General features: G+C 69.0%; 18 protein-coding genes. 15 read left to right on the top strand and 3 right to left on the bottom strand.

The window, feature by feature from the left end; all coding sequences use genetic code 11:
- Positions 1-11: 11 nt before the first annotated feature.
- The 9 genes from BJQ94_RS11145 (at position 12) to mutM (ending at position 10,456) form a co-directional block, all read left to right on the top strand.
- Positions 12-2,249, top strand: a complete 2,238-nt coding sequence (locus BJQ94_RS11145; RefSeq protein WP_265400217.1) for an ATP-dependent DNA helicase RecG — start codon at positions 12-14, stop codon at positions 2,247-2,249.
- An 87-nt stretch (positions 2,250-2,336) separates the two neighbouring features.
- On the top strand, positions 2,337-2,825 hold the full coding sequence (coaD, locus tag BJQ94_RS11140; RefSeq protein WP_265400218.1) for a pantetheine-phosphate adenylyltransferase: 489 nt from the start codon (positions 2,337-2,339) through the stop codon (positions 2,823-2,825).
- 146 nt (positions 2,826-2,971) lie between these two features.
- A complete protein-coding gene (locus BJQ94_RS11135; RefSeq protein ID WP_265400330.1) occupies positions 2,972-3,907 on the top strand; it encodes a MoxR family ATPase in 936 nt (311 codons plus the stop codon).
- 137 nt (positions 3,908-4,044) lie between these two features.
- Complete coding sequence (locus tag BJQ94_RS11130; protein ID WP_265400219.1) at positions 4,045-5,493, top strand: DUF58 domain-containing protein; 1,449 nt, start codon at positions 4,045-4,047, stop codon at positions 5,491-5,493.
- Positions 5,480-7,882: a DUF3488 and transglutaminase-like domain-containing protein gene (locus BJQ94_RS11125; protein ID WP_265400220.1), complete on the top strand. Its 2,403-nt coding sequence runs from the start codon at positions 5,480-5,482 to the stop codon at positions 7,880-7,882. The genes BJQ94_RS11130 and BJQ94_RS11125 overlap by 14 nt, the downstream gene beginning before the upstream one ends.
- An 11-nt stretch (positions 7,883-7,893) precedes the next feature.
- Complete coding sequence (locus tag BJQ94_RS11120) at positions 7,894-8,466, top strand: YceD family protein (protein WP_345893438.1); 573 nt, start codon at positions 7,894-7,896, stop codon at positions 8,464-8,466.
- Between the two features lie 2 nt (positions 8,467-8,468).
- A complete protein-coding gene (rpmF, locus tag BJQ94_RS11115) occupies positions 8,469-8,672 on the top strand; it encodes a 50S ribosomal protein L32 (protein ID WP_066596228.1) in 204 nt (67 codons plus the stop codon).
- Positions 8,673-8,812: 140 nt separating this feature from the next.
- Complete coding sequence (rnc, locus tag BJQ94_RS11110) at positions 8,813-9,487, top strand: ribonuclease III (RefSeq protein ID WP_265400332.1); 675 nt, start codon at positions 8,813-8,815, stop codon at positions 9,485-9,487.
- Between the two features lie 3 nt (positions 9,488-9,490).
- Positions 9,491-10,456: a bifunctional DNA-formamidopyrimidine glycosylase/DNA-(apurinic or apyrimidinic site) lyase gene (gene mutM, locus BJQ94_RS11105; RefSeq protein WP_265400221.1), complete on the top strand. Its 966-nt coding sequence runs from the start codon at positions 9,491-9,493 to the stop codon at positions 10,454-10,456.
- On the opposite strand, the gene BJQ94_RS11100 is transcribed toward mutM, so the two are convergent.
- Positions 10,407-11,528: a GNAT family N-acetyltransferase gene (locus BJQ94_RS11100; protein WP_265400222.1), complete on the bottom strand. Its 1,122-nt coding sequence runs from the start codon at positions 11,526-11,528 to the stop codon at positions 10,407-10,409. The genes mutM and BJQ94_RS11100 overlap by 50 nt on opposite strands.
- 171 nt (positions 11,529-11,699) lie before the next feature.
- On the opposite strand from BJQ94_RS11100, the gene smc reads away from it, so the two are divergent.
- Positions 11,700-15,269: a chromosome segregation protein SMC gene (gene smc / locus BJQ94_RS11095; protein ID WP_265400223.1), complete on the top strand. Its 3,570-nt coding sequence runs from the start codon at positions 11,700-11,702 to the stop codon at positions 15,267-15,269.
- A 13-nt stretch (positions 15,270-15,282) separates the two neighbouring features.
- Here smc and BJQ94_RS11090 read toward each other — a convergent pair whose 3' ends face one another.
- Positions 15,283-15,423, bottom strand: coding sequence for a BBE domain-containing protein (locus tag BJQ94_RS11090; protein ID WP_275875471.1), 141 nt, complete (start codon positions 15,421-15,423; stop codon positions 15,283-15,285).
- A 347-nt stretch (positions 15,424-15,770) separates the two neighbouring features.
- On the opposite strand from BJQ94_RS11090, the gene BJQ94_RS11085 reads away from it, so the two are divergent.
- From BJQ94_RS11085 to BJQ94_RS11075, 3 genes are all read left to right on the top strand, one after another.
- Positions 15,771-16,655, top strand: coding sequence for a hypothetical protein (locus BJQ94_RS11085; protein WP_275875470.1), 885 nt, complete (start codon positions 15,771-15,773; stop codon positions 16,653-16,655).
- 274 nt (positions 16,656-16,929) lie between these two features.
- On the top strand, positions 16,930-17,805 hold the full coding sequence (gene ftsY, locus BJQ94_RS11080) for a signal recognition particle-docking protein FtsY (RefSeq protein ID WP_265400225.1): 876 nt from the start codon (positions 16,930-16,932) through the stop codon (positions 17,803-17,805).
- An 8-nt stretch (positions 17,806-17,813) separates the two neighbouring features.
- On the top strand, positions 17,814-18,320 hold the full coding sequence (locus BJQ94_RS11075) for a DUF2004 domain-containing protein (RefSeq protein ID WP_265400226.1): 507 nt from the start codon (positions 17,814-17,816) through the stop codon (positions 18,318-18,320).
- 82 nt (positions 18,321-18,402) lie between these two features.
- Here the strand turns inward: BJQ94_RS11075 and BJQ94_RS11070 are convergent, their stop codons facing one another.
- Positions 18,403-19,917 carry an MFS transporter gene (locus BJQ94_RS11070; protein ID WP_265400227.1) on the bottom strand — a complete coding sequence of 505 codons (1,515 nt, stop codon included), beginning with the start codon at positions 19,915-19,917 and terminating at the stop codon, positions 18,403-18,405.
- A 48-nt stretch (positions 19,918-19,965) separates the two neighbouring features.
- Between BJQ94_RS11070 and BJQ94_RS11065 the strand changes: the two genes are divergently transcribed.
- Positions 19,966-20,583 carry a TetR family transcriptional regulator gene (locus BJQ94_RS11065; protein ID WP_265400228.1) on the top strand — a complete coding sequence of 206 codons (618 nt, stop codon included), beginning with the start codon at positions 19,966-19,968 and terminating at the stop codon, positions 20,581-20,583.
- A 208-nt stretch (positions 20,584-20,791) separates the two neighbouring features.
- A complete protein-coding gene (locus tag BJQ94_RS11060; protein WP_265400229.1) occupies positions 20,792-21,307 on the top strand; it encodes a hypothetical protein in 516 nt (171 codons plus the stop codon).
- The last annotated feature ends 20 nt before the right edge of the window (positions 21,308-21,327 follow it).

Here is a 21,327-nt window from a genome sequence, read left to right as displayed (position 1 = left end):
AGCATCGGAGTATGACCGGTTCGGATGCCGCCGCCACCCCGCGCGACCCCTTCGACGACCCCACCCCGCTGACCCTGGACTCGCCGCTGCGGGTCGTGCTGCCCGCAGGCCCCGCCACAGTCTTGGCCAAGGCCTTCGGCATGGCCACGGTGGGCGACCTGCTCAGCCACTACCCGCGCCGCTACGCCCGGCGCGGCGAACTCACCACCCTGGCCGAACTGCCCCTCGACGAGGCCGTCACCGTGCTGGCCGAAGTGATCTCGGTGACCGTTCAGGACTACGGCCGTGCGCAGCCGGGCAAGAAGGCGCTGCATCGCACCAAGGTGGTGATCTCCGACGGACACGGCATGCTCCCGCTCACATTCTTCAACAAGCCGTGGTTGATCAAGACCCTGCGCCCGGGCATGCGCGGGATGTTCTCGGGCAAGGTGACGGTCTTCAACAAGGCCCGCCAACTCGCTCAACCCGACTACCAGATCGTGCCCGGCAGCGACGAGCCCATGGACGCCACCATCTCGCCGGCGGATGCGGCGGAGGCCCGGCTCTGGGCCGACCGGCCCATCCCCATCTACCCGGCCACCGCCGCCATGACGAGCTGGCAGATCGCGAAGATCATCGTGGACGTGCTGAAGGAGCTCGGCCCGGTCGACGACCCGCTCCCTGAGCAGCTACGGCTGGAACACTCCTTGCTCGGGCACCGCGACGCGCTCACCCTCATCCACCGCCCCGTGACCGACGAGGAATGGAACGCGGCCAGGACGACGCTGCGCTTCACCGAGGCGTTCGTGCTGCAGTGCGTGCTCGTGCAGCAGCACACCGAGCACCGGGCCCTCCGTACCAAGGCCCGGCTGCCGGTTCCCGGCGGCTACCTCGAACGATTCGACGCGGCGCTGCCGTTCGCCCTCACGGTCGACCAGGAACTCACCGGGGCCGAGATTGGGCGCGACATGGGGCTGACCGCGCCAATGAACCGGCTCGTGCAGGGCGAAGTCGGCTCAGGCAAGACCGTCGTGGCCCTCCGCGCCATGCTCGCTGTGGCCGACTCCGGCGGACAGGCCGCGCTGCTCGCCCCCACCGAGGTGCTCGCCGGGCAGCACCTGCGCTCGATGACGAAGATCCTCGGACCTGATCTCGCGGCCGAGCTGATGCCCACCCTGCTCACCGGCCAGCTGCCCGTTGCCGCGCGGCGGAAAGCGCTGCTGCGCACGGTGTCCGGCCAGGCGCGCATCGTCATCGGCACGCACGCCCTGCTCAGCGACACCGTCAAATTCTTCGACCTGGGGCTCGTCGTCATCGACGAACAGCACCGGTTCGGCGTCGACCAGCGGGAGGCCCTCCGGCTCAAGGCCGAACTGCCCCCGCACGTGCTCGTGCTCACTGCCACCCCCATTCCCCGCACCATCGCCATGACCATCTTCGGCGACCTCGACGTGAGCACCATCGCGATGCTCCCGGCCGGCCGGCCCGGTATCGAGAGCTTCGTCGTGCCGCTGGACGAGAAACCGGCCTGGGTGATGCGGGTCTGGCAACGCGTGTCGGAGGAGCTCGCGCTGGGCCGGCAGTGTTTCATCGTGTGCCCGGCGATCTCGCCGAAGAAGCTCGAACAGGGCGAGGAGATCGACTTCGATGCCACCCCGATGACCAACGTTGAGGAGCTGCTCGCCAACCTCCGCCGGCATCCGCTGCTCACGACGGCCCGCATCGAACCCCTGCACGGCGCGATGAGCGCCGACGAGAAGGATGCCACCATGCAGGCCTTCGCGGCCGGGGACATCCAGGTGCTCGTGGCCACCACCGTCATCGAGGTCGGCGTCGACGTGCCGAACGCCTCGGCCATGGTCGTGATGGATGCGGACCGTTTCGGTGTCTCGCAACTGCACCAGCTGCGCGGCCGGGTCGGCCGGGGCGGGGTCCCCGGCCTGTGCCTCCTGGTGACGACCGCTCCGATCGGCTCCCCGGCCCGGGAACGGATCGAAGCGGTGGCGAAGACCCTTGACGGCTTCCAACTGGCGCAGGTCGACCTCGAGCAGCGTCAGGAGGGCGACGTCCTGGGGCGGTTCCAGTCCGGTGGCCAGTCATCGCTGCGCCTGCTGCGGGTCGCGACGGACGGCGACATCATCTCCGACGCCAGGACGGCCGCGCGCGAGCTCATCGGGGGAGACCCCGAGATCCGCACCATGCCAGCGCTGCGGGCCGCCGTGCGGCGCCGGCTCGACGACTCGGAGCGCGCCGCCCTCTCCAAGGGCTGAGACCCGTTTCTGTCAAAGGGCCGGGCGTCTGGCAAATCCGGCCGGACCGGGCAGCGGGCGCTGCGGGCTGGCGCTAGGGTGAAGCCTATGCGCAGGATCGCCGTCGTCCCTGGTTCATTCGACCCCGTCACACTGGGGCATCTCGACGTGATTCAACGGGCGGCCGGCCTGTTCGATGAGCTCCATGTCCTTGTTGTGCACAACCCGGCCAAGTCAGCTTTGCTCCCCATCACCCAGCGGGTGTCGCTCATCGAGCGCTCCATCGCCGAGGGCGCTCTGCCGCCGAACATCGTGGTGAGCTCCTGGAGTGTCGGACTCCTCGTCGACTACTGCATCGACGTGGGCGCGAGTGTGCTCGTGAAGGGCATCCGTTCGCAGATCGATGTGGCCTACGAGACCCCCATGGCCATCGTGAACCGCAACCTGGCCGGCGTCGAGACGATCTTCATGCTCCCCGACCCCGCGCACGCCCACGTGTCCAGCTCGTTGGTGCGCCAGGTGGCCGCCCTGGGCGGCGACATCGCTCCCTACGTGCCGCCGGCGGTGGCGGCCTTCCTGAATCGACCGCTCGCATGAACGCGTTTCCGGGCAGGCTGGTCACCGAACCGACCTCGGCCGGAAACACCGCTGTCGAGGAGGCTGACATCGACGAGGACACGATCGGCCTGGGCAGCGACGATGTCGTGGCGCTCGAAGATGTGCAGGGTGCCGCGCTGGCGATCATGCGCAATGTGGAGTCGGTCATCGACGGCAAGCATTCCGCCGTTCAGATCGCGCTGACCGTGCTGCTGGCCGAAGGCCACCTCCTCATCGAGGACGTCCCCGGGGTGGGTAAGACCATGCTGGCCAGGGCCCTCGCGAAGTCGGTGCACTCCAGTGTCAGTCGCATCCAGTTCACCCCGGACCTGTTGCCCTCCGATGTGACGGGTGTGTCGGTCTACAACCAGATTGAACGCCGCTTCGAGTTCAAGCCAGGCGCCATCTTCGCCAACATCGTGATCGGCGATGAGATCAACCGGGCCAGCCCCAAGACCCAGTCTGCGTTGCTCGAGTGCATGGAGGAGCGCCAGGTGACCGTCGACGGCCACAGTTACCCGCTCGAGCGCCCGTTCACCGTCGTCGCAACGCAGAACCCCATCGAGATGGAGGGCACCTATGCCCTGCCGGAGGCCCAGCGGGACCGCTTCATGGCGCGCATCTCGATGGGCTATCCGGATTCGGCGTCTGAGCTGGCGATGCTCGACTCCCGCGACCTCACCAGCCCGCTGGCCCAGATCGACGCCGTGGTGACCGGGGCCCAATTGCGCGGGATGATGACAGCCGCGCGCGGCGTCTTCGCCTCGGCGGCCGTCAAGGAATACGCCGTGGCCATCGTGCGGGCCACCAGGGACGACCGCGACCTGCGGCTCGGCGCGAGCCCGCGGGCCACCCTGCAGCTGATCAGGGCTGCCAAGGCGCAGGCCGCCCTGCACGGCCGGGAGTATGTGCTTCCCGACGACATTGACACCCTGGCTGTCGCGGTCCTCGGACACCGGCTGGTGCCCACCACGAGGGCCCTGGGCCACCGGTCCCAAGACAGCGCCCTGCTGATCGAAGAGACGGTCAGGCGGATCCTGGCGGCGACGCCGGTGCCGACGGGCTCCCAGAGCCGGCTGTAGCAGATGGGCTGTGCGGGAGCTGCAATCCGGGTCATCATGAAGGTGACCTAAATGGACATGCCGTGGCTCCCACACACCTCGCTCGAACCGACGCTGCGCCCGCGGGTGCAGCGCACCCCGGCGCGGTTCGGACTGCTATGACGTGGTCGGGTTCGACGTCGCCGGCCTCCCGCGCCCGGCGGCTCGTGCGCCCCACCCTGCGCGGCGGCCTGTTCCTGGGCGTCGGTTCGGCGCTGTTCATCGTCGCCTGGGCCGCCGACCAGCGCGACCTGATCTTCGTGGCCGCTCTGCTGCTGCTCGTGCCGCTGGTGGCCCTGGGCTATGTTCTGGTGCATCCGGTGCGGGTCTCGGTCACCCGCGCCAGGCCGGCGACCGTCTCAGCGGGCCTCAGTGCCACCGTGACGATCCAGGTGAGCAATGTCACCTCTCTACCACTGGCCGGCCTCCGCTGGCGTGACACCGCCGCCAGTGGTGTCGTGATGCCCGCCGCCCAGCCGCTGCGCGCGCTCGGCCCGGCCCGTCCCGGGCACCAGACCCCCGCGGACACGGCGGTGCTGAGCTATCAGGTGCGGCTGCCACGGCGTGGCGTCTACCCGATCGGCCCGATGATGCTCGGCAGGGTCGACCCCTTCGGACTCGCGTACAGCGAGTGGCCCGTCGGCGCACCCCACGACCTCACCGTCACCCCGAGGGTCACCCCGCTGCCGGGCAACGGAGTATCGATCACCCGGGGTGAAGGCTCGCGCCACGAACGCCTCCGGCATCTCAACAACGACTCAGACGAACTCATCGCCAGGGAATACCGGCCGGGCGACCCGATGCGCCGAGTGAACTGGCCGGCCACCGCACGCCACGGTGAGATCATGGTGCGCCAGGAGGAGCAGCGCAGCCACCCGGAGGCCAGGGTGCTGCTGGACACCACCCGCGGGGGCGCGGGCCACCGTGACGGTGACGGCGGCTTCGGAACCGACGGGACCCGCGCGGCGGACCGGCACGGGGCACACAGCGCCGAGTTCGAGGTGGCCGTGGAACTGGCCGCGTCGATCGCCGTCCATCTCCTGGAAGCCGGCTTCCGGGTGGATACCGTCGAACTCGGCCCCGCCCAACTGGTTCCCTCCCCAATCGCACCACGTGCCTCTCGCTCCGGCCAGTCCAGGCCCTCGGTCAACGCAGAAACGGGCAGGCTCGGCGGGCTCCGCGGCGACGACACGGTGTCGTTCACGGGCCCCGAAGGCGAGCGAGCTCTCCTGGACGCGCTGGCACAGGTTGTGCGCCGCGATCACCTCGCGGCGGCCGGTGGCGGCGCCCCCGGTGCCGGCGGCCGGCGGGCAGGGATCGGCGGCGGCCAGATTCCCACCTTCGCCGTGCTCATCGACACGGATGCCGGTGACACCGCCGACCTCGTCGATCTGCGAGGCCTGTGCCAGCCGGCCGTGGCCTTCGTCTTCGACACCATGAGCGCTGCCGCCGTCGACCACCTCGCCGACGCCGGGTGGCAGTGCGTTCCGGTGAGCGCGCACTCCGGCGTCGAGGCGGCGTGGCTGCTGGCCGGCCAGGATCGGGGTGACCGCCGTGGCCAGTATTGATTACAGCAGTACTGACACGAGCAGCACTGACAACGGCGGCACGCCCGGCAGACGCGCGGTGCGTTGGCCGGTGTCGCTCATGCTGCTGGTGCTGCTCCTGGCGGGCTGCACAGCCCTCGGCCCGGTGCTGGCCGGATCCGGCTGGTGGTGGGTGCTCCTGGCCGTCGCCGCCGGGGTCCTGGCCGCCGCCGCCGGCATCCGGCACGCGCGGGCGCCTGTCGCGCTCGTCCCGATCCTGACGACGGGGGTGTTGGTGGCGTTGCTGACCTTACTCTTCGGCGGGGGCACCGGGTTTGCCTGGCTCATTCCCACCGGAGACACACTGACCCGGTTCTCCGCCCTGGCCACGGCCGGCATCAGATCCATTCAGACCCAGGGAACCCCCGCGGAGGTGCTCGACGGCATCCTCTTCCTGCTGGCGGTCGGAGTCGGTGTGCTGGCCATCCTGATGGACACTCTCGCGCTCGGGCTGCGCTGGCCGGCGCTGGCCGGGATCCCGGCGCTGGTGCCCATAGTGGTGCCGGGGTTCGTCCTCGACGACGGCGCGGACTGGGCCGCCCTCGTGGCGACTGCCGTGGCGTATCTCGTGCTCCTGAGAGTCGACGTGCACCTGGCAGCGAGGCGTGCGGAGCACCATAGCGGCACGAGGGGGCTGGGGATCTCCGGCGCCGGGGTGGCGATGCGGGGTGCCGTGGTCGTCGCAGCCCTGGGCATCGTCGCGGCGATGGCCGTGAGCGTGGCGGTGCCCCTGGGAGGCGACGCCGGGGCGGGCGGGCGCCCGAGCAGCGCGCTGTTCGGTGGGGCGATCAGTCCCATGATCAATCTCGGCCAGGATCTGCGACGGCCCAAGGCCGGCCCGGCCCTGCACTACCGCACGACAGCGTCGGAACAGCCCTACTTCGCCCTGCTCACGCTCGACGACATCAAGGGGACCACCTGGCTTCCGCGGGCCGTCGAGGTCGATCCGGACAAGTCGGTCGGGTCCATCGACGACCCGCCCGGCCTGTCGGATGGCGTGGCCAGGACGACGGCGACCACGACCATCGGCATCGACAACGTGTCGACCGATCTGTTGCCCGTGCCGGTGCCCGCGACGAGCGTCGCCGGGCTGACCGGGGACTGGTTCTGGAACAACGACACCAGGGCGATCACGAGCATCGACAGCACCACCCTCGGTCAGCGGTACACGGTCACCTCCCTCGAACTGCAGCCGACGAGGGAGCAACTGCGCGAGTCGGGCGGCCGGTATCCGGTCGGCATCGAACCGAGCCTCGCGCTTCCCGGTGGCACGCCCGATTTGATCGGGGAGACGGCGCGCGCGGTGACGACGGGGACCGAGTCGAATTACGACGCCGCCGTCGCCCTGCAGGATTACCTGCGCGGAAACGACTTCAGCTATGACACCGAGGCCCCGGTCGAGGACAATTACGACGGCGGGGGAGCGGATGTCATCGCCACCTTCCTCGAGAAGAAACGCGGCTACTGCGTACATTTCGCCTCGGCCATGGCCCTGATGTCCCGCAGCCTGGGCATTCCGTCCCGGGTCACGCTGGGCTACCTGCCCGGCAGCAGGACGACGACGGTGATCGGCGGCCTCAACCGGTACAACGTGGATTCTCACGATCTGCACGCTTGGCCGGAACTCTACTTTGTCGGCGTGGGATGGGTGCCGTTCGAGCCGACTCCGGGTCGGGGCACCGTTCCGGACTACGCGCGGCCAGAGAGTTCAGCGGCGCCAGGTCAGCCGGCCGGCGGCGATGCGCCATCCGTGGCCCCGCAAGCGAACGAGGACCCCGCGCTTCAACCCGGCACCCCGGAGGCGGCGGCAGCGGCAGAGCAGAACCTCACCGGCGCCCTTGCCCGTGCCGCGCTCATCGCCGCGGGCCTGGCGCTGATTCTGCTGGTGCCCGGGGTGTGGCGCCGGCTTCGTCGTCGTCGTCGCCGTGCCCTGATCGTCCACGGTCGCGCCGACGCGTCCCTGGCTTGGCGTGAACTGGCCGACACCGCCGCCGATCACGGGGTGCCCGTTCACGACACCCTCACGGCCAGGGAACTGTCAGCGGATATCCGTGCGCGGCGGGGCATCGGCGACACGCCGACGGTGCGCGACGCGCTCGAGCGGCTTCTCGTGGCGACCGAACGCACGCGCTATGCGCGGACCATGGCTCCCGCCGAGGCCGGCTCTCCGCGGCCGCCGGACGGGACGGTGGACGACCTGGATCTCGTCGTGCATGCCCTGCACCGAGGGTCCTCCGTCGCCGAACGACTGCGGGCCGTGCTGTTTCCAGCCTCGCTCAGCTCGCCGCTCCTGCGCCGGATGGGCCTGGCGAGGGATCCCGCCGGCGGGCAGGATGCCGGAGCGAACGACCAGACCCCGGCGGGCGCGTAGAATTTCCCGTTGTGAATAAGTTCAAGAAGACCCCGTACAAGGTTGACGTCCGCGACGTCATCAACCGCCCGGGAACGATGTATGAGCGCAACATCGACATTGTCGTTCCCCACGACCTCGGAGAAGCGCTCGTTGCCGTGAAAGCCGGCTCCACCCTCGAGGCCGATCTGCGCCTGGAATGCATCCACGAGGGCATCTTGGTGACCGCCGATGTGACCGGAAAAGCCGCCGGAGAGTGCGGAAGATGCCTTATTGACATCGAATTGCCTGTCCGAGTTCATTTTGCCGAGCTTTTCGCGTACGATCTAGACGAAGCTTATGAGTGTGCGGTTCAAGATGACCACGTGGATCTTGAACCACTAATCAGGGATGCAGTGGTGTTGTCACTGCCGTTCCAGCCGGTTTGCCGGCGGGATTGCCCAGGTCTCGACCCAGAGACCGGGGAACGGCGTGCCACTTCCCCTGAACTTGAACCGAGTGACGTGCAGGATCCCCGCTGGTCCGCACTATTGGAATTCCAAGCTTCCGAAAGCATCAGCACGGATGAAGACATCCAGGCTGTACCGGATAGAGAAGAGAAGTAGTCATGGCAGTCCCGAAGCGCAAGCAATCACGCTCCAACACCCGCTCACGCCGTTCCTGCTGGAAGGCCGAGGCCCCCACCCTGGTGAAGACCATGGAAAACGGCAAGGTCGTCTACAGCCTCCCGCACCGCGCGAAGGTCGTCACGGACGCCGCCGGCACCGCACTGTTCATGGAGTACAAGGGCCGCAAGGTCGCTGACGTTTAGTCAGAGAATGGTGCGCCGCTGTGTCGAAGTCTGACGCCGGTTCCCGTCACACAGGGACTCCTGCAGCCCGCGCTGCAGGAGTTTCTGCTGTGCGCGGTTCCTCGCCGACCACCAAGACGGACCAGAGCCCTGCTCCGTCGTTGTCGCGTCTGCAGGAGATCCTCGGCCTGCAGATCGACGCCGGCCTACTCGAACTCGCGCTGACACACCGTTCATTCGCGTACGAGAACGGTGGCCTGCCCACCAACGAACGCCTGGAATTCCTGGGCGATTCGATCCTGGGCCAGGCCGTGACCGTGATGCTCTACCGCGAGTACCCGTTGCTGCCGGAGGGCGATCTCGCCAAGCGCCGCGCGAGCCTGGTCTCGAGTGCCGCCCTGGCCGAAATCGCCCGCGGTATCGGACTGGGCGATTTTGTGCGCCTGGGGCGCGGTGAGACCCTCACCGGCGGTCGCGACAAGTCTTCGATCCTGGCCGACACCGTCGAAGCCGTCATCGGTGCCGTGTACCTGGACACCGGGGTGGAATCCGCCACTGAGTTCGTGCTGCGTCTGCTGCAGCCGCTCCTGGCCGATCCCGGACACTTCGGTGTCTCCATGGACCCCAAGACCAGCCTGCAGGAAGCCGCCGCTCGGCTGGGTGCCGGAGTGCCCGTGTATGCCGTCGCCGAGAGCGGCCCCGACCACTCGAAGGTCTTCATCGCCACCGTGACCGTGGGCACCAGCGTCACCGCGACCGGCGAGGGCACCAGCAAGAAGCACGCCGAGATGTCCGCAGCCCTTGAGGCGTGGACCCAGCTGCGCGCCCGACGCTGAGCCGTGCCGGAACTCCCCGAGGTCGAGGTCGTCCGCGCCGGCCTCGAGAGCGCCGTCTCCGGCGCCACTGTCACCGGGGTCGAGGTCTTCGACGCGCGATCCCTGCGTCGGCACGACAGCGCGCTCGGCGATTTCGAGACGCTCCTCACCGGCGCGGGCATCAGCGGTGCCGTGCGTCGGGGCAAGTTCCTCTGGTTCCCCTTGGCCGGAGGATCCATCCGGGACAGCGCACCGCGCGCCCTCGTCGCCCACCTGGGCATGAGCGGCCAGGTCCTGCTGCGCACGCCCGGCGAAGCGGCCGAGAAGCTGATGCGCATCCGGCTGACGCTGCAGCACCCCGTGCACGGCGAGCTGGCCCTGCACTTCGTGGACCAGCGCATCTTCGGCAGCATGGCCGTCGACAGCCTGCAGCCGACGACGGACGGACGCCCGGCCGGATACGCCGGGCCGGGGATGGCCCCTGGCGTGCCTGAGCACGCCGCGGGAACCTCCGCCCTGCCCGGAGCGGGCCTGGTCCCCAGCCAGGTGGCGCACATCGGCCGCGACCCACTGGACCCGTGGTTCTCCGCGCCCGAGTTCTACCGTGCTCTGGGCCGCAGCCGGTCGGGCATCAAACGCGTACTGCTCGACCAGAAGGTGGTCAGCGGTATCGGCAACATCTATGCGGACGAGGCCCTCTACGAGGCCAGGGTGCACTTCGACCAGCCGGCCGAGTCACTTTCCGCCGCCACAGCCCGGCGGCTCCTCACGGCCGTCCGTGCCATCCTCCTGCGCGCGCTGGCGGAGGGCGGCACGAGCTTCGATGCTCAGTACGTGAACGTCAACGGCCAGTCCGGCTACTTCTCGCACAGCCTCAACGCGTACGGGCAGCATGGCCGCCCGTGCCCGCGTTGCGGCACCGAACTCGTGCGGGCCAAGTTCATGAACCGGTCGTCGCACTACTGCCCGCGCTGCCAGCGGCTGCGCTGACCTTGCGCCAGGCGCCCTCGTAGCCCATCGGAACGAACCCGAGGGCCTCGTTCACGTCGAGCATGTACCGGTTCTCCTCGGCATTGAACGTCGTCACTGCCGACTGCTCCGGAAACTGGAGCTGCAGCTGCTGCAGGTTCGCCACCTTCACCAGCATCCCCAACCGGTGACCGCGGTGTTCCCTGAGTACCAGGGTGTCATCCTGCTCAACGGCCCGGCCGGGCTCTGACGGCACGGACAGTTCCGTGAACGCGGCCAGACGGCCGCTCGGCCGATGCAGGGCAGCCGAGACGAGTGCCACCCGCGGACCGGTTGCGCTGGCCTCCTGTTCGGCGACCAGACGCTCGACGGTCCACACATCCTCCGGTTCGGCGAGGCCGGCGGTGGGGGCGTCCGTCGACATCCGGGTATACAACAGGGCGATGTCCTCGAGCCAGCGCGTGGGCGTGCGACCGGCCCAGGTCAGCACCGCATAGTCCCCGCCGGCCCTGGCCGCCGCCTCAGCGAGTCGCCGGGCCAACACTGCCGAGTCCACCGGCAGGACGAGGATGCTGCCGCGTTCCACCTGCTCGAGGCTGTAGCCGTGCCGCAGGAGGAAGCGCACCTCCGGATTGGCGGCCGGCACCGACCCGAACCCCGTCGGCGCGGCCAGGCGTTCACCCGGCGCATCGGGCGAGACCGCGTAGACCACGCTCACGCTGCGGCCATCAAGGCGGGCCGCGGCGTCGAGCCGGTGGGTCAGGGCGGTGCCGATGCCCCTGTTGCGAAACTCCGGCAGCACCTCGACGGTGAACCAGGCGAAATCAGACCCTGGATCTGCTTGGGTTTCGTAGATGGCCCTGCCCACGATCTCCCCGCCGACGCGGGCGACGAACAGCCGGCGGGGCGCGTGTTCCAGGGTGAGCCAGCCCGGCAGCAGCTCCTCGGCGGACTGGGCAAGCACCCCTGTGCCGTAGGCCTGCGTCTCGACGGTGTTGCGCACGGCCACGGCGGCGGCGAAATCGGTCCAGCCGGTGCCGTTCGGCTCGGTGGGAATGGCCAATTCGTCGATACTGAATCCCCGGCTCTCCATGCCCGCTGAGCCTAGACCTCGTCACCGGGGAAGACCAGGCACCCGAACGGGTTCGGCCGCCGGAGCGGCGAGCGGGAGGGAACAGCGGGCCGGTCCCAGTAAACCAGCGGTGTTCCGGTACCGTTGACCTGAGAAAAGCCGCGAAGGACGAGTGCAGGAAGGACGGGCGCGTTGTACCTGAAGAGTCTCACCCTCAAGGGGTTCAAGTCCTTCGCACAATCGACGACCTTCGCTTTCGAACCCGGCGTGACCTGTGTTGTCGGACCGAACGGCTCCGGCAAGTCCAACGTCGTCGACGCCCTCGCCTGGGTGATGGGCGAGCAGGGCGTGAAAACGCTGCGTGGCGGCAAGATGGAAGACGTCATCTTCGCGGGAACATCGACCAGAGGACCGCTCGGCCGGGCCGAGGTCACCCTGTCGATCGACAACAGCGACGGCGCGCTGCCCATTGAATACGCCGAAGTGACCATCTCGCGCACTCTGTTCCGCAACGGCGCGAGCGAGTACGCCATCAACGGCCGCACCTGCCGGCTGCTCGATGTGCAGGAACTGCTCAGCGACTCTGGTCTGGGCCGCGAGATGCACGTCATCGTCGGCCAGGGGCAACTGGATGCCGTGCTGCGCGCCAGCCCGGAGGAACGGCGCGGCTTTATCGAAGAGGCCGCCGGAATCCTCAAGCACCGCCGCCGCAAGGAAAAAACCGTGCGCAAGCTCGAGGCCATGCAGACCAACCTCACCAGGCTCAGCGACCTCGCCGGCGAGATCCGCCGGCAGCTCAAGCCGCTCGGCCAGCAGGCCCAGGTGGCCAGGCAGGCCCAGCAGATCGCCGCCACTGTGCGCGACGCCCGGGCGCGGCTTCTCGCCGACGACGTGATCGTGCTGCGCAACGCCCTGGACGCCCACGGGCGCACGGAGAGCGAGCGGCACTCGGAACGCCTCGTCATCCAGGAACAGCTCGACCACAATCAGGTGCGAGTGCGGCGGCTGGAAGACGCGCAGGTCGGCGACGCCGTCGATGTCGCCAGGCGCACGGCGTTCGGGCTCGAATCCGCCCAGGAACGCCTACGCGGCCTGTACACCCTCGCCAACCAGCGCCTCGCGCTGCTGGGCAGCCAGGCCGAACCGGCGGAGCGGGCCTCCAACGTCACCCCGCAGCGCGTCGATGACGCCGCGGCGGAGGTGGAACGGTTACGGGCCGGCATCGCGGCGGCCGAGGATGCGTGGGCGACGGCTCGCACGACCACCGCCACGGTGCGCCGCGACCTCGACGCCGTCGACGACGAGATCGCCGCGCAGTCCGCCCTCGTCTCCCGGCATGACCTGCTGGTGTCCCAGCTCGTCGGGCAGGCGGACTCCGCGGCGTCCCGTCTGGCCGCCGTTCGCGGCGAAGTGCTGCGCCAACAGGGTGCCCTCGACGCGGCGCGTGACCGACTGGCCGCGTCCCGTCGCCAACTCGCCGACCTCGACGACGACCAGGACGCCGAGGCGACCGACGTGGATTTCGGCGAGGTCGTCGAACTCGCCCAGGCGCAGGTGGCCGAGGCCGAGTCCGAGATCGAACGACTCCGCGAGATCCTGCACGGTCAGGAGCGGGAACGGGACGCGCTGGCCGCGCGAACGGGGGCGCTCTCGCTGGCGCTCGGCCAGAAGGACGGCTCATCGGCTCTCATCGACGCCGGCCTGGCCGGCATCCGTGGCCTGGTCGCCGAACACATGAGCGTTCAACCCGGATTCGAGCGGGCCATCGCGGCGGCGCTCGGCTCTCTCGCGGATGCCGTCGCCGCCGACGACCGCGCGGCCGCCATCGCCGCGCTGGGCCACGCCGACGAGCTGCATCTCGGCCGGGTCGAACTCGTTCTCGCCGGGCTGGTCGCCGACGTGCCTGCCGGGGGAGTGGATGTGTCGCTGCTGCCGGACACCGTCGCCGCGCTGACGGTTCCCGCGCACACCGTCGTCGACGCGCCAGCCGGAGTGCTCGGCCTGCTGGAGCGAACCCTCATCGTCGACGACCTGGCCGCCGCCGTCGTGGTCTCCGACGCGCTGGCGTCCCAGGCGTCTGCAACACCTGTCACGATCATCACCCGCGCCGGAGACGTTCTCACCGCCCACGCCCTCCGCGGCGGCTCAGGGGCCGCGCCCAGCAAACTGGAACTCGTGACCGAACGGGACGCGGCCGAGAACCGCCTGGCCGAGGTGACGTCGCTGATCGAACAGGTCTCCGGCGACCTCGGCGAACAGCGCACCCGGCTGGCATTGGCCAGGGACCAGGCGAAGTCGGCCCAGGCCGCCCTGCGCGAGCACAGCAGCAGGGAGACGGCCCGCGCCGATCGGCGCAACCGCCTGACCGTGCAGGTCGACGCGTCAGCGGCGGAATTCGACAGGCTGTCGACCGCCGCCGATCTGGCCGCTGCCGGCATTGCCGACGCGGAGAGCGCCGTGGCCACGACCGCCGCCGCCCTGGACACCCAGCGCTCCCAGCCCCGGCCGATCCTCGACGTGAGCGCGCGCGACTCGCTGTACGCCGAGCTCGAACGGGCCAGGGAGATCGAGATCGAGGCCCGACTGCAGGTGGACACCGCCAAGGAACGGGTGCGCAGCGGCCAGGCCCGGGTGGTCTCGTTGACCAGACAGCTTGAATCCGACCGGGCCGAAGCCGACGCCGCCGCGCGGCGGGCCGTCATCCGTCGCCGGCAGGTGGATGCCGCATCCGCTGTCGCCGACGCACTGCCCGCTGTGCTCGCGTCGGCCGACGCCGCCGTGGCCGCGGCGCGCCAGAAGCTGGCGGTCGCGGAAGCCGAACGGTCCAGCCAGAACGAGGAGCTGAGCGGGCTCCGCCGGGCGGAAGGCGAGCTGCGCACCCGATTGCAGGGCATCACCGAGAACGTGCACGGACTCGAACTGGCGATCTACGAGAAGAAACTGCAGCTCTCTGCGCTGCTCGAGCGGGCCGCCAGCGAGCTGGGCCTCGTCGAAGAGGTGCTCATCGCCGAATACGGCCCGGACCAGCCCGTTTCGAGCGAGTCGGACGCGGCGGCCGCGGTGGATGCAACGCCGTATGACCGGGAGGAACAGCAGGCCAGACTGGCCGCCGCCGAACGCAAGTACGCCCGGCTGGGCCGGATCAACCCGCTCGCCCTCGAAGAGTTCGCGGCGCTCGAACAACGCCACTCCTTCCTCACCGAGCAGCTCACCGACCTCACCAACACCCGGGCCGACCTTCTGAGCATCATCGAGGACATCGACCTCAAGATGGGTGCCATCTTCGCCAGCGCCTTCGACGACACCCAGGCCGCGTTCGCCGAGGTCTTCCCCGTCCTGTTCCCCGGCGGCAGCGGCAGCATCCAACTCACCGACCCCGAGAACATGCTCACCACCGGCATCGAGGTGTCGGTGAAGCCCGCCGGCAAGAAGATCGAGCGGCTCTCGCTGCTGTCCGGCGGCGAACGATCGCTGGCGGCGGTGGCCCTGCTGATTGCGATCTTCAAGGCCAGGCCGAGCCCGTTCTACATCATGGACGAGGTGGAGGCCGCCCTCGACGACGCCAACCTGGGCCGGCTCCTGACCATCTTCGAAGACCTGCGCGCCACCAGCCAGCTCATCGTCATCACCCACCAGAAACGCACGATGGAGATCGCGGACGCGCTCTACGGCGTCTCGATGCGACAGGACGGGGTGTCGGCGGTGGTCGGCCAGCGCATCGTCCGCGAAGCCGAACCCGACGAGGTGGAACGGGCGTCCTGAGGACTCCTGTCCGTCACCTGGCCAGGATGCCCCCTGGCAGCGCCCGGTTGCTCCGGAACAGGTTCTCCGGGTCGACCCGTTCCTTGATCTCGGCCAGGCGCTGCAGGGCCTCCGGCGCGAAGGCCAGACCGAGGTCCTGACCGTTCGTGAGCATGGTCGGCACGGTCCGGGGAACCCCGACGGCCTGCACGGTGTCCTCCAGGGGCTGGAACAGCAGGTGGCTGTCCGAGGCGGCGGGAACCGGACCGCCCGGGGGAGGATCGCGGCCGCGAAGAGAATGAAGGCCGCCTCGAGATGGCCGACCACACCGTCTTCTCCACCAGTGGGGTCACCGATCAGGCCGCCAAGGGGGCGCACTTGCAGCAGGGTGAGACCGGCGTAGCTCGCGGTGCGGAACGCCGCCACGAGGGCCGCGATCGTCGCGGGGTCCAGCTCACTGACGGTCCTGGACCAGTCCAGCGTTGCGGAGGGCTCCTGCGGTTCGCCTGACACATCGCCGAGTTGGCCGATCGAGAACGGACGGCAGAGGTTGGCGATGACTGGCGCGATCGTGAGCAACGGCGCCAGCAGCTCCTCGCCGGCCTCGACCGACCCCACGAAGACCGCATCGACCTGAGTGAAGCTGCGGCCACGGAGGAGCTCGGGCACCTGCTCGATGTCGGGCATGTTGATCAGGCCCAGGAACAGGCTGAGCTCCGGCGGCGCATCCAACAGGATGTCGGCCGCCGCCCCGAAGACGACCTCGGCCGACTCGGCCGGAAACAGGATCTTGCCGCCGAAGAGCTCGGGCGCCGGGTACAGGTCGATCTCGAGGGCGGTCACCACACCGAAGAGGCCGCCGGCGCCCCGCACGCCCCAGAGCAGGTCGGGGTCGCTCTCCCGGGTGACGCGGCGCAGCACCCCGGTGGCGTCGACGAGTTCCACGGCCCGGATCGAGTGCGCGGCCAGGCCCTTCCACCGGCTGAACCAGGAATGCCCGCCGGAGAGCAGGTAGCCCGCGACGCTGACGTCGGGGTTGGTGCCGGCCAGGGCGATGAGGCCGGTGCCGTCGAGGCGGCCGAGCAGGGTGCCCCACGGAACACCGGCGCCGACGCGCGCGAACCGGGCGACGACGTTCACGGTCACCTCGTCGAAAGCGTTCGTGCGCACCAGGATCCGGCCGCCGAGGTTATCATCAGCGCCGTGACCCCTGGGCTGCACCGTCACGCCGATGCCGGCTTCCCTGGCGGCCACGATGACATGCCTGAGGTCCCGCACCGAGCGAGGCCGGGCGATGGCTCTGGGCTGCTGGTCGACGGCGAGGTTCCACGGCGCCCGGGCGTCGTCCCAGCCCGGATCGCCGGGCAGGAGCAGATTGCCGTCGAGCTGGCCGGCCAGCGCGGCTAACGCCGGGTGCACGGGAGGTGGAGTCGGAGACGTCGGGGCGGGTGTCGGAATGCTGGGGGACACGGTGATCCTTTCGACTGGCACGGGCTTGCTGCTGGCACGGGTTTTCGACTGGCAGGGGCTTTCGGCTGTCACGACTACCGTGACGATACCCAGCCCCGCGGGAGGCCGCCAGCCCGCGTTCGCCCGACCCACACGCCGAACAGCACCCCTGGTCCACGGGCACTTCGTCGCCCGTGCACCCGAGTGTGTCCGGCCGGACTAGCCTTGACCTATGGCAGAACGCACCCCGTGGTCCCTCTCCGGCGCATTGCGCGGAGTATTCGCGAAGAAGACGATCGACGCAGATACCTGGGATGACCTCGAGGACTCGCTGATCCAGGCCGACTTCGGCCCGGATATCACCGATGCGATCGTCGCCGAGCTGCGCGCGAAGGTGTCCAGGTACAGCACCACGGATCCGAAGGACCTCCACCGGATGCTGCGCGAGGGCATCGAGGAACGCCTGGCGAAACTCGACCCCACGCTCAATCTCAGCGCGAGGCCCGCTGTGGTGCTCGTCGTCGGCGTCAACGGGGTGGGCAAGACCACCACCATCGGCAAGTTCGCGAAGTTCCTGCGCGTCTACGACCGCAGTGTGCTCATCGGCGCCGCCGACACCTTCAGGGCCGCGGCCGTGGAACAGCTGGCGACCTGGGCGGAGCGTGCCGGAGCCGAGATCGTGAAACCGCAGGCGCAGGGCCAGGACCCTGCCTCCGTGGCCTTCCAGACTGTGGAACGCGCCATCAACACCGGCACCGAGATCGTCATCATCGACACCGCCGGCCGGCTGCAGACCAAGGGCGGGCTGATGGACGAGCTCACCAAGATCCGCCGGGTCATCGAGAAGCAGACGCCGATTTCCGAGGTGTTGCTGGTCCTCGACGCGACGACGGGCCAGAACGGCCTCGCCCAGGCGGAGGCATTCATCGAGCACGCCGGCGTAACCGGTCTGGTGCTCACCAAGCTCGACGGGTCGGCCAAGGGCGGTTTCGTCCTGGCGGTCCAGGAGAAGACCGGCATCCCCATCAAACTCGTCGGGCAGGGTGAGGGTATCAACGACCTCACCGGATTCACCCCGCACGTTTTCGCACAAAAACTCGTCGGATAGGACGTCCCATGACCATCGAACACGACTTCTTCGGAATTCTCGGCAGCGACGACGACAGCGGCGAGGTGTACTGGTCCGACACGGCCGAACTCGGCGACCAGAACGTTGAGATCGACGTCAGTTCCCCCGACGAGGAGTCGGTGTCCTCCGAAGCCCTCGACATCGTCGCCGCGATGATCAACGCCCTCGAGGACCTCGATTCCCAGGCCAGGGAATCGCTCGTCGCCGACCTGAGTGCCGAGGTCTCCGTGACCAGCCAGTTCATTGTGACCCAGTTCGAAGAACTCGACGCCGAGGTGCTCGAGGACGCCCTGATCTGGGATTCCGGAGACAAGCAGATCGACTTCCTGCGGTCCATCCAGTTGCAGCGGATCGGGTTCCACCCGCACCACATCGGCAACGACCAGCATTTCGCGGTGCTGGACTACTCGATCAGCCCGCACGAAACGGATGCCCTGCTCGTTGTCACGCTGGACGTGCACGGGGACACCATCGTGATCGCCGCCGACAGCTAGCATCCGCTGCCCTGCAGCCGTGAATGACGAAGGCCCCCGGAGTGATCCGGGGGCCTTCGCTGTGTGCGCGGTGCTGGGTGTATCAGCCCAGGTGCACGGCGGCTTCGTTGCCGAGCAGGTCCGACGCCTTCGGGCGCACCATGAAGAAGGCGATCGGCGCCGCCAGGAACACGCCGAAGGCGGCCCAGAAGAACGCGGCCTGGTAGCCGTCGACGAGGGCCTGCAGCTGGGCGACCGGGGTGCCGTCTCCGCCGGCGAGGGAGGACGCGACCGCCGAGGTGTAGAGCACGGTGAACACTGCGGAGCCGATGGACCCGCCGATCTGCTGCACGGCCGTGACCGCGGCGCTGGCGGCGCCGGCGTCGTGGGCATCGATGCCGGCCAGGGCCACGTTCTGCAGCGGCACGAAGATCATCGCCAGGCCCAGACCCATCAGGAGCAGGCCGGGCAGCACCTCGACGACGTAGCTGCCGCCGACGGTGATGCGCGACAGGTACAGCAGACCGGCCGCCACGACGACCGGGCCCACGGTCATCGGGATGCGCACGCCCACGCGGGGCAGGAACTTCGAGAGCGTCGTTGCGCCGACGATGATCATCGCGGTCATCGGCAGGGACGCCAGGCCGGACTCCAGCGGCGAGAAGCCGAGCACGATCTGCAGGTGGAAGGTGAGGAAGAGCAGCCCGCCCAGGAGAGCGGCGCCGGTGAGCGTGCCGGTGATGAACGCACCACCGCGAACCTTGTCCGCCAGGATGCGCAGCGGCAGCAGCGGGTGGTTGGAGCGGCTCTCGACGAGCACGAAGAGAGCGAGGAGCACAACGCCCAGCGGGATGAAAACGAGCACCTGCCAGGCGTCCCAGCCGTTCTCGGCCTGGGCGAAGCCGAACACCAGCGAACCGAGGCCGAGGGCCACGAGGATGGCGCCGGGCACGTCGTACTTGGTGTTGCCGTGCGCCTTGCTCTCCTTGATGATCGGGATCGCCGCGGCGATCGCCACGATCGCGATGGGCACGTTCACGAGCAGGCACCAGCGCCAGCTGGCGTACTCGGTGAGCACGCCGCCGAGCACGAGGCCCACGGCAGCGCCACCACCGGCGATCGCACCGTAGACCGAGAAGGCCTTGATGCGGTCCTTGCCGCCGGGGAAGTTGACGGTGAGCAGTGCCAGCGAGGCGGGCGCGAGAAGCGCTGCGAACAGGCCCTGCAGGCCGCGGGCGGCCAGGAGCTCCCAGGTGCTCTGCGCCATGCCGCCGAGGGTGGACGCGATGGCGAACCCGGCCATGCCCACGATGAAGGAGCGCTTGCGGCCCCAGTAGTCGGCGATGCGGCCGCCGAGCAGCAGCAGTGCGCCGAAGACCAGCGCGTAAAGGGTGACGACCCAGGTGCGGTCGCCGTCACTCATGCCGAGGTCACTCTGAGCGTGGGGGAGCGCGATGTTGACGATGGTGCCGTCGAGCACGACGGTGAGCTGGGCGAGGGCGACGATGGCCAGCAGCCACCAGCGGCGGGGGTTGTGGGTGTGAGCCTCAGAGGCGTGGGTATCGGGTTTTGACGGGGTGGAAACCGGAGAAACGCCGGTCGGGCTCGATTGTGACATGCCGAGAATCCTACCAAACGAACTAGTTCGTTTTGCTACACTCGGGGCATGATTACCCCGGATTCATCCATCGGACTGCCGGCGAAGGAGCCGGAGCCCACCCGTCAGCGCATCCTCGAGGCGGCCAGGGCCGAATTCGCCGCCCATGGCCTTGCCGGATCCCGCATCGACCGGATCGCCCGCACCGCCTCCGCCAGCAAGGAACGGCTCTATGCCTACTACCGGCACAAGGAAGAACTCTTCAGTGCTGTGGTGGAGCTCAACCTGGTGGAGTTCGCCCAGGCGGTGTCGCACGACGGGGGAGCAACCCTGCCCGAGTTCGCCGGAGCGCTCTACGACCACTCGGTCGAGCATCCTGAACACCTGCGGATGATCGACTGGGCGCGTTTGGAACGCCACGACGCGATTGCCGAGCCGTCGCCCCTCATCGACGACTTCCACGCCGAACAGGTCCGCGGGATCATCGCGCTCCAGGCCGCGGGGGCCGTCGACGCCTCGTGGGACCCGGACCACGTCACCGCGCTCGTCTTCGGGATCGTGTCGTGCTGGAACCACGAGCCCGCCGTCGCGTTCTCCGCGCATCCCGAACCGGATGCTGCCACCCATGCGGCACGCCGGGCCAGCGTCGTTCGTGCCGTCGAACGTCTGGTCGCTCCTCAGGTCTGATCCACCCTGGGAGACGTCCCCTCGGCGGGTGCCACGCACGCGGGTGACACGCCACACTGATCGACGGATTGGGTTTCTGTGTATCTACACAGATATCCTGGTTAATGCCGAATTCTTTCGGCGTGCTGAGCGGCCGGAAGCGGCTCTCGCAATATGGCTTCAGGCCGACCCAGCATGTACGTTCCTACGAACAAGAGGTCTCTCTCTCATGCGCAAAATCACCTTTGTCACCCTTGCCCTGGCGGGATCGGCGGCTCTCGTCGGTGCCACCACCCTCCCGGCCTTCGCGGCCGACACCACGGCGACCGTCGAGGTCTCCGGGGGCCTCGTCTCGATCGCGGCACCCGCCACGATTGCATTCACGACGGTCGCACCTGGCGCCCCGTCGACCGCCACCCTGGCGGGCGTTGTCGTCACCGACGCTCGCGCAGGTGTGGAGGGCTGGGTTGCCAATGTCACGCTTGCCGACTTCACCGGCACGGACACCGCCGACACGATCCCTGCCGCCGGGGCAACTTACACGGCTGGAACTGCCGTTGTCGTTGGTACAGCGACTGTCGCCCCGTCTGCCGCCGGTGACCCGGCGGCCACGCTGCCGGTGCAGACCGCGACCGCCGTCACGGGCAACAACACGGCGACGTGGAGCGCAACGCTCTCCGTCCCCGTTCCCACCGACGCGCTGTCCGACACGTTCACCGCCGTGTTGACGCACTCCGTCGTCTAATCGCTCCAAACCGGCCGCGG

Origin of the sequence: Cryobacterium sp. SO2 (assembly GCF_026151165.2) — a bacterium.
Classification (GTDB): domain Bacteria; phylum Actinomycetota; class Actinomycetes; order Actinomycetales; family Microbacteriaceae; genus Cryobacterium.
This window is presented reverse-complemented; position numbering and strand designations above follow the sequence as displayed.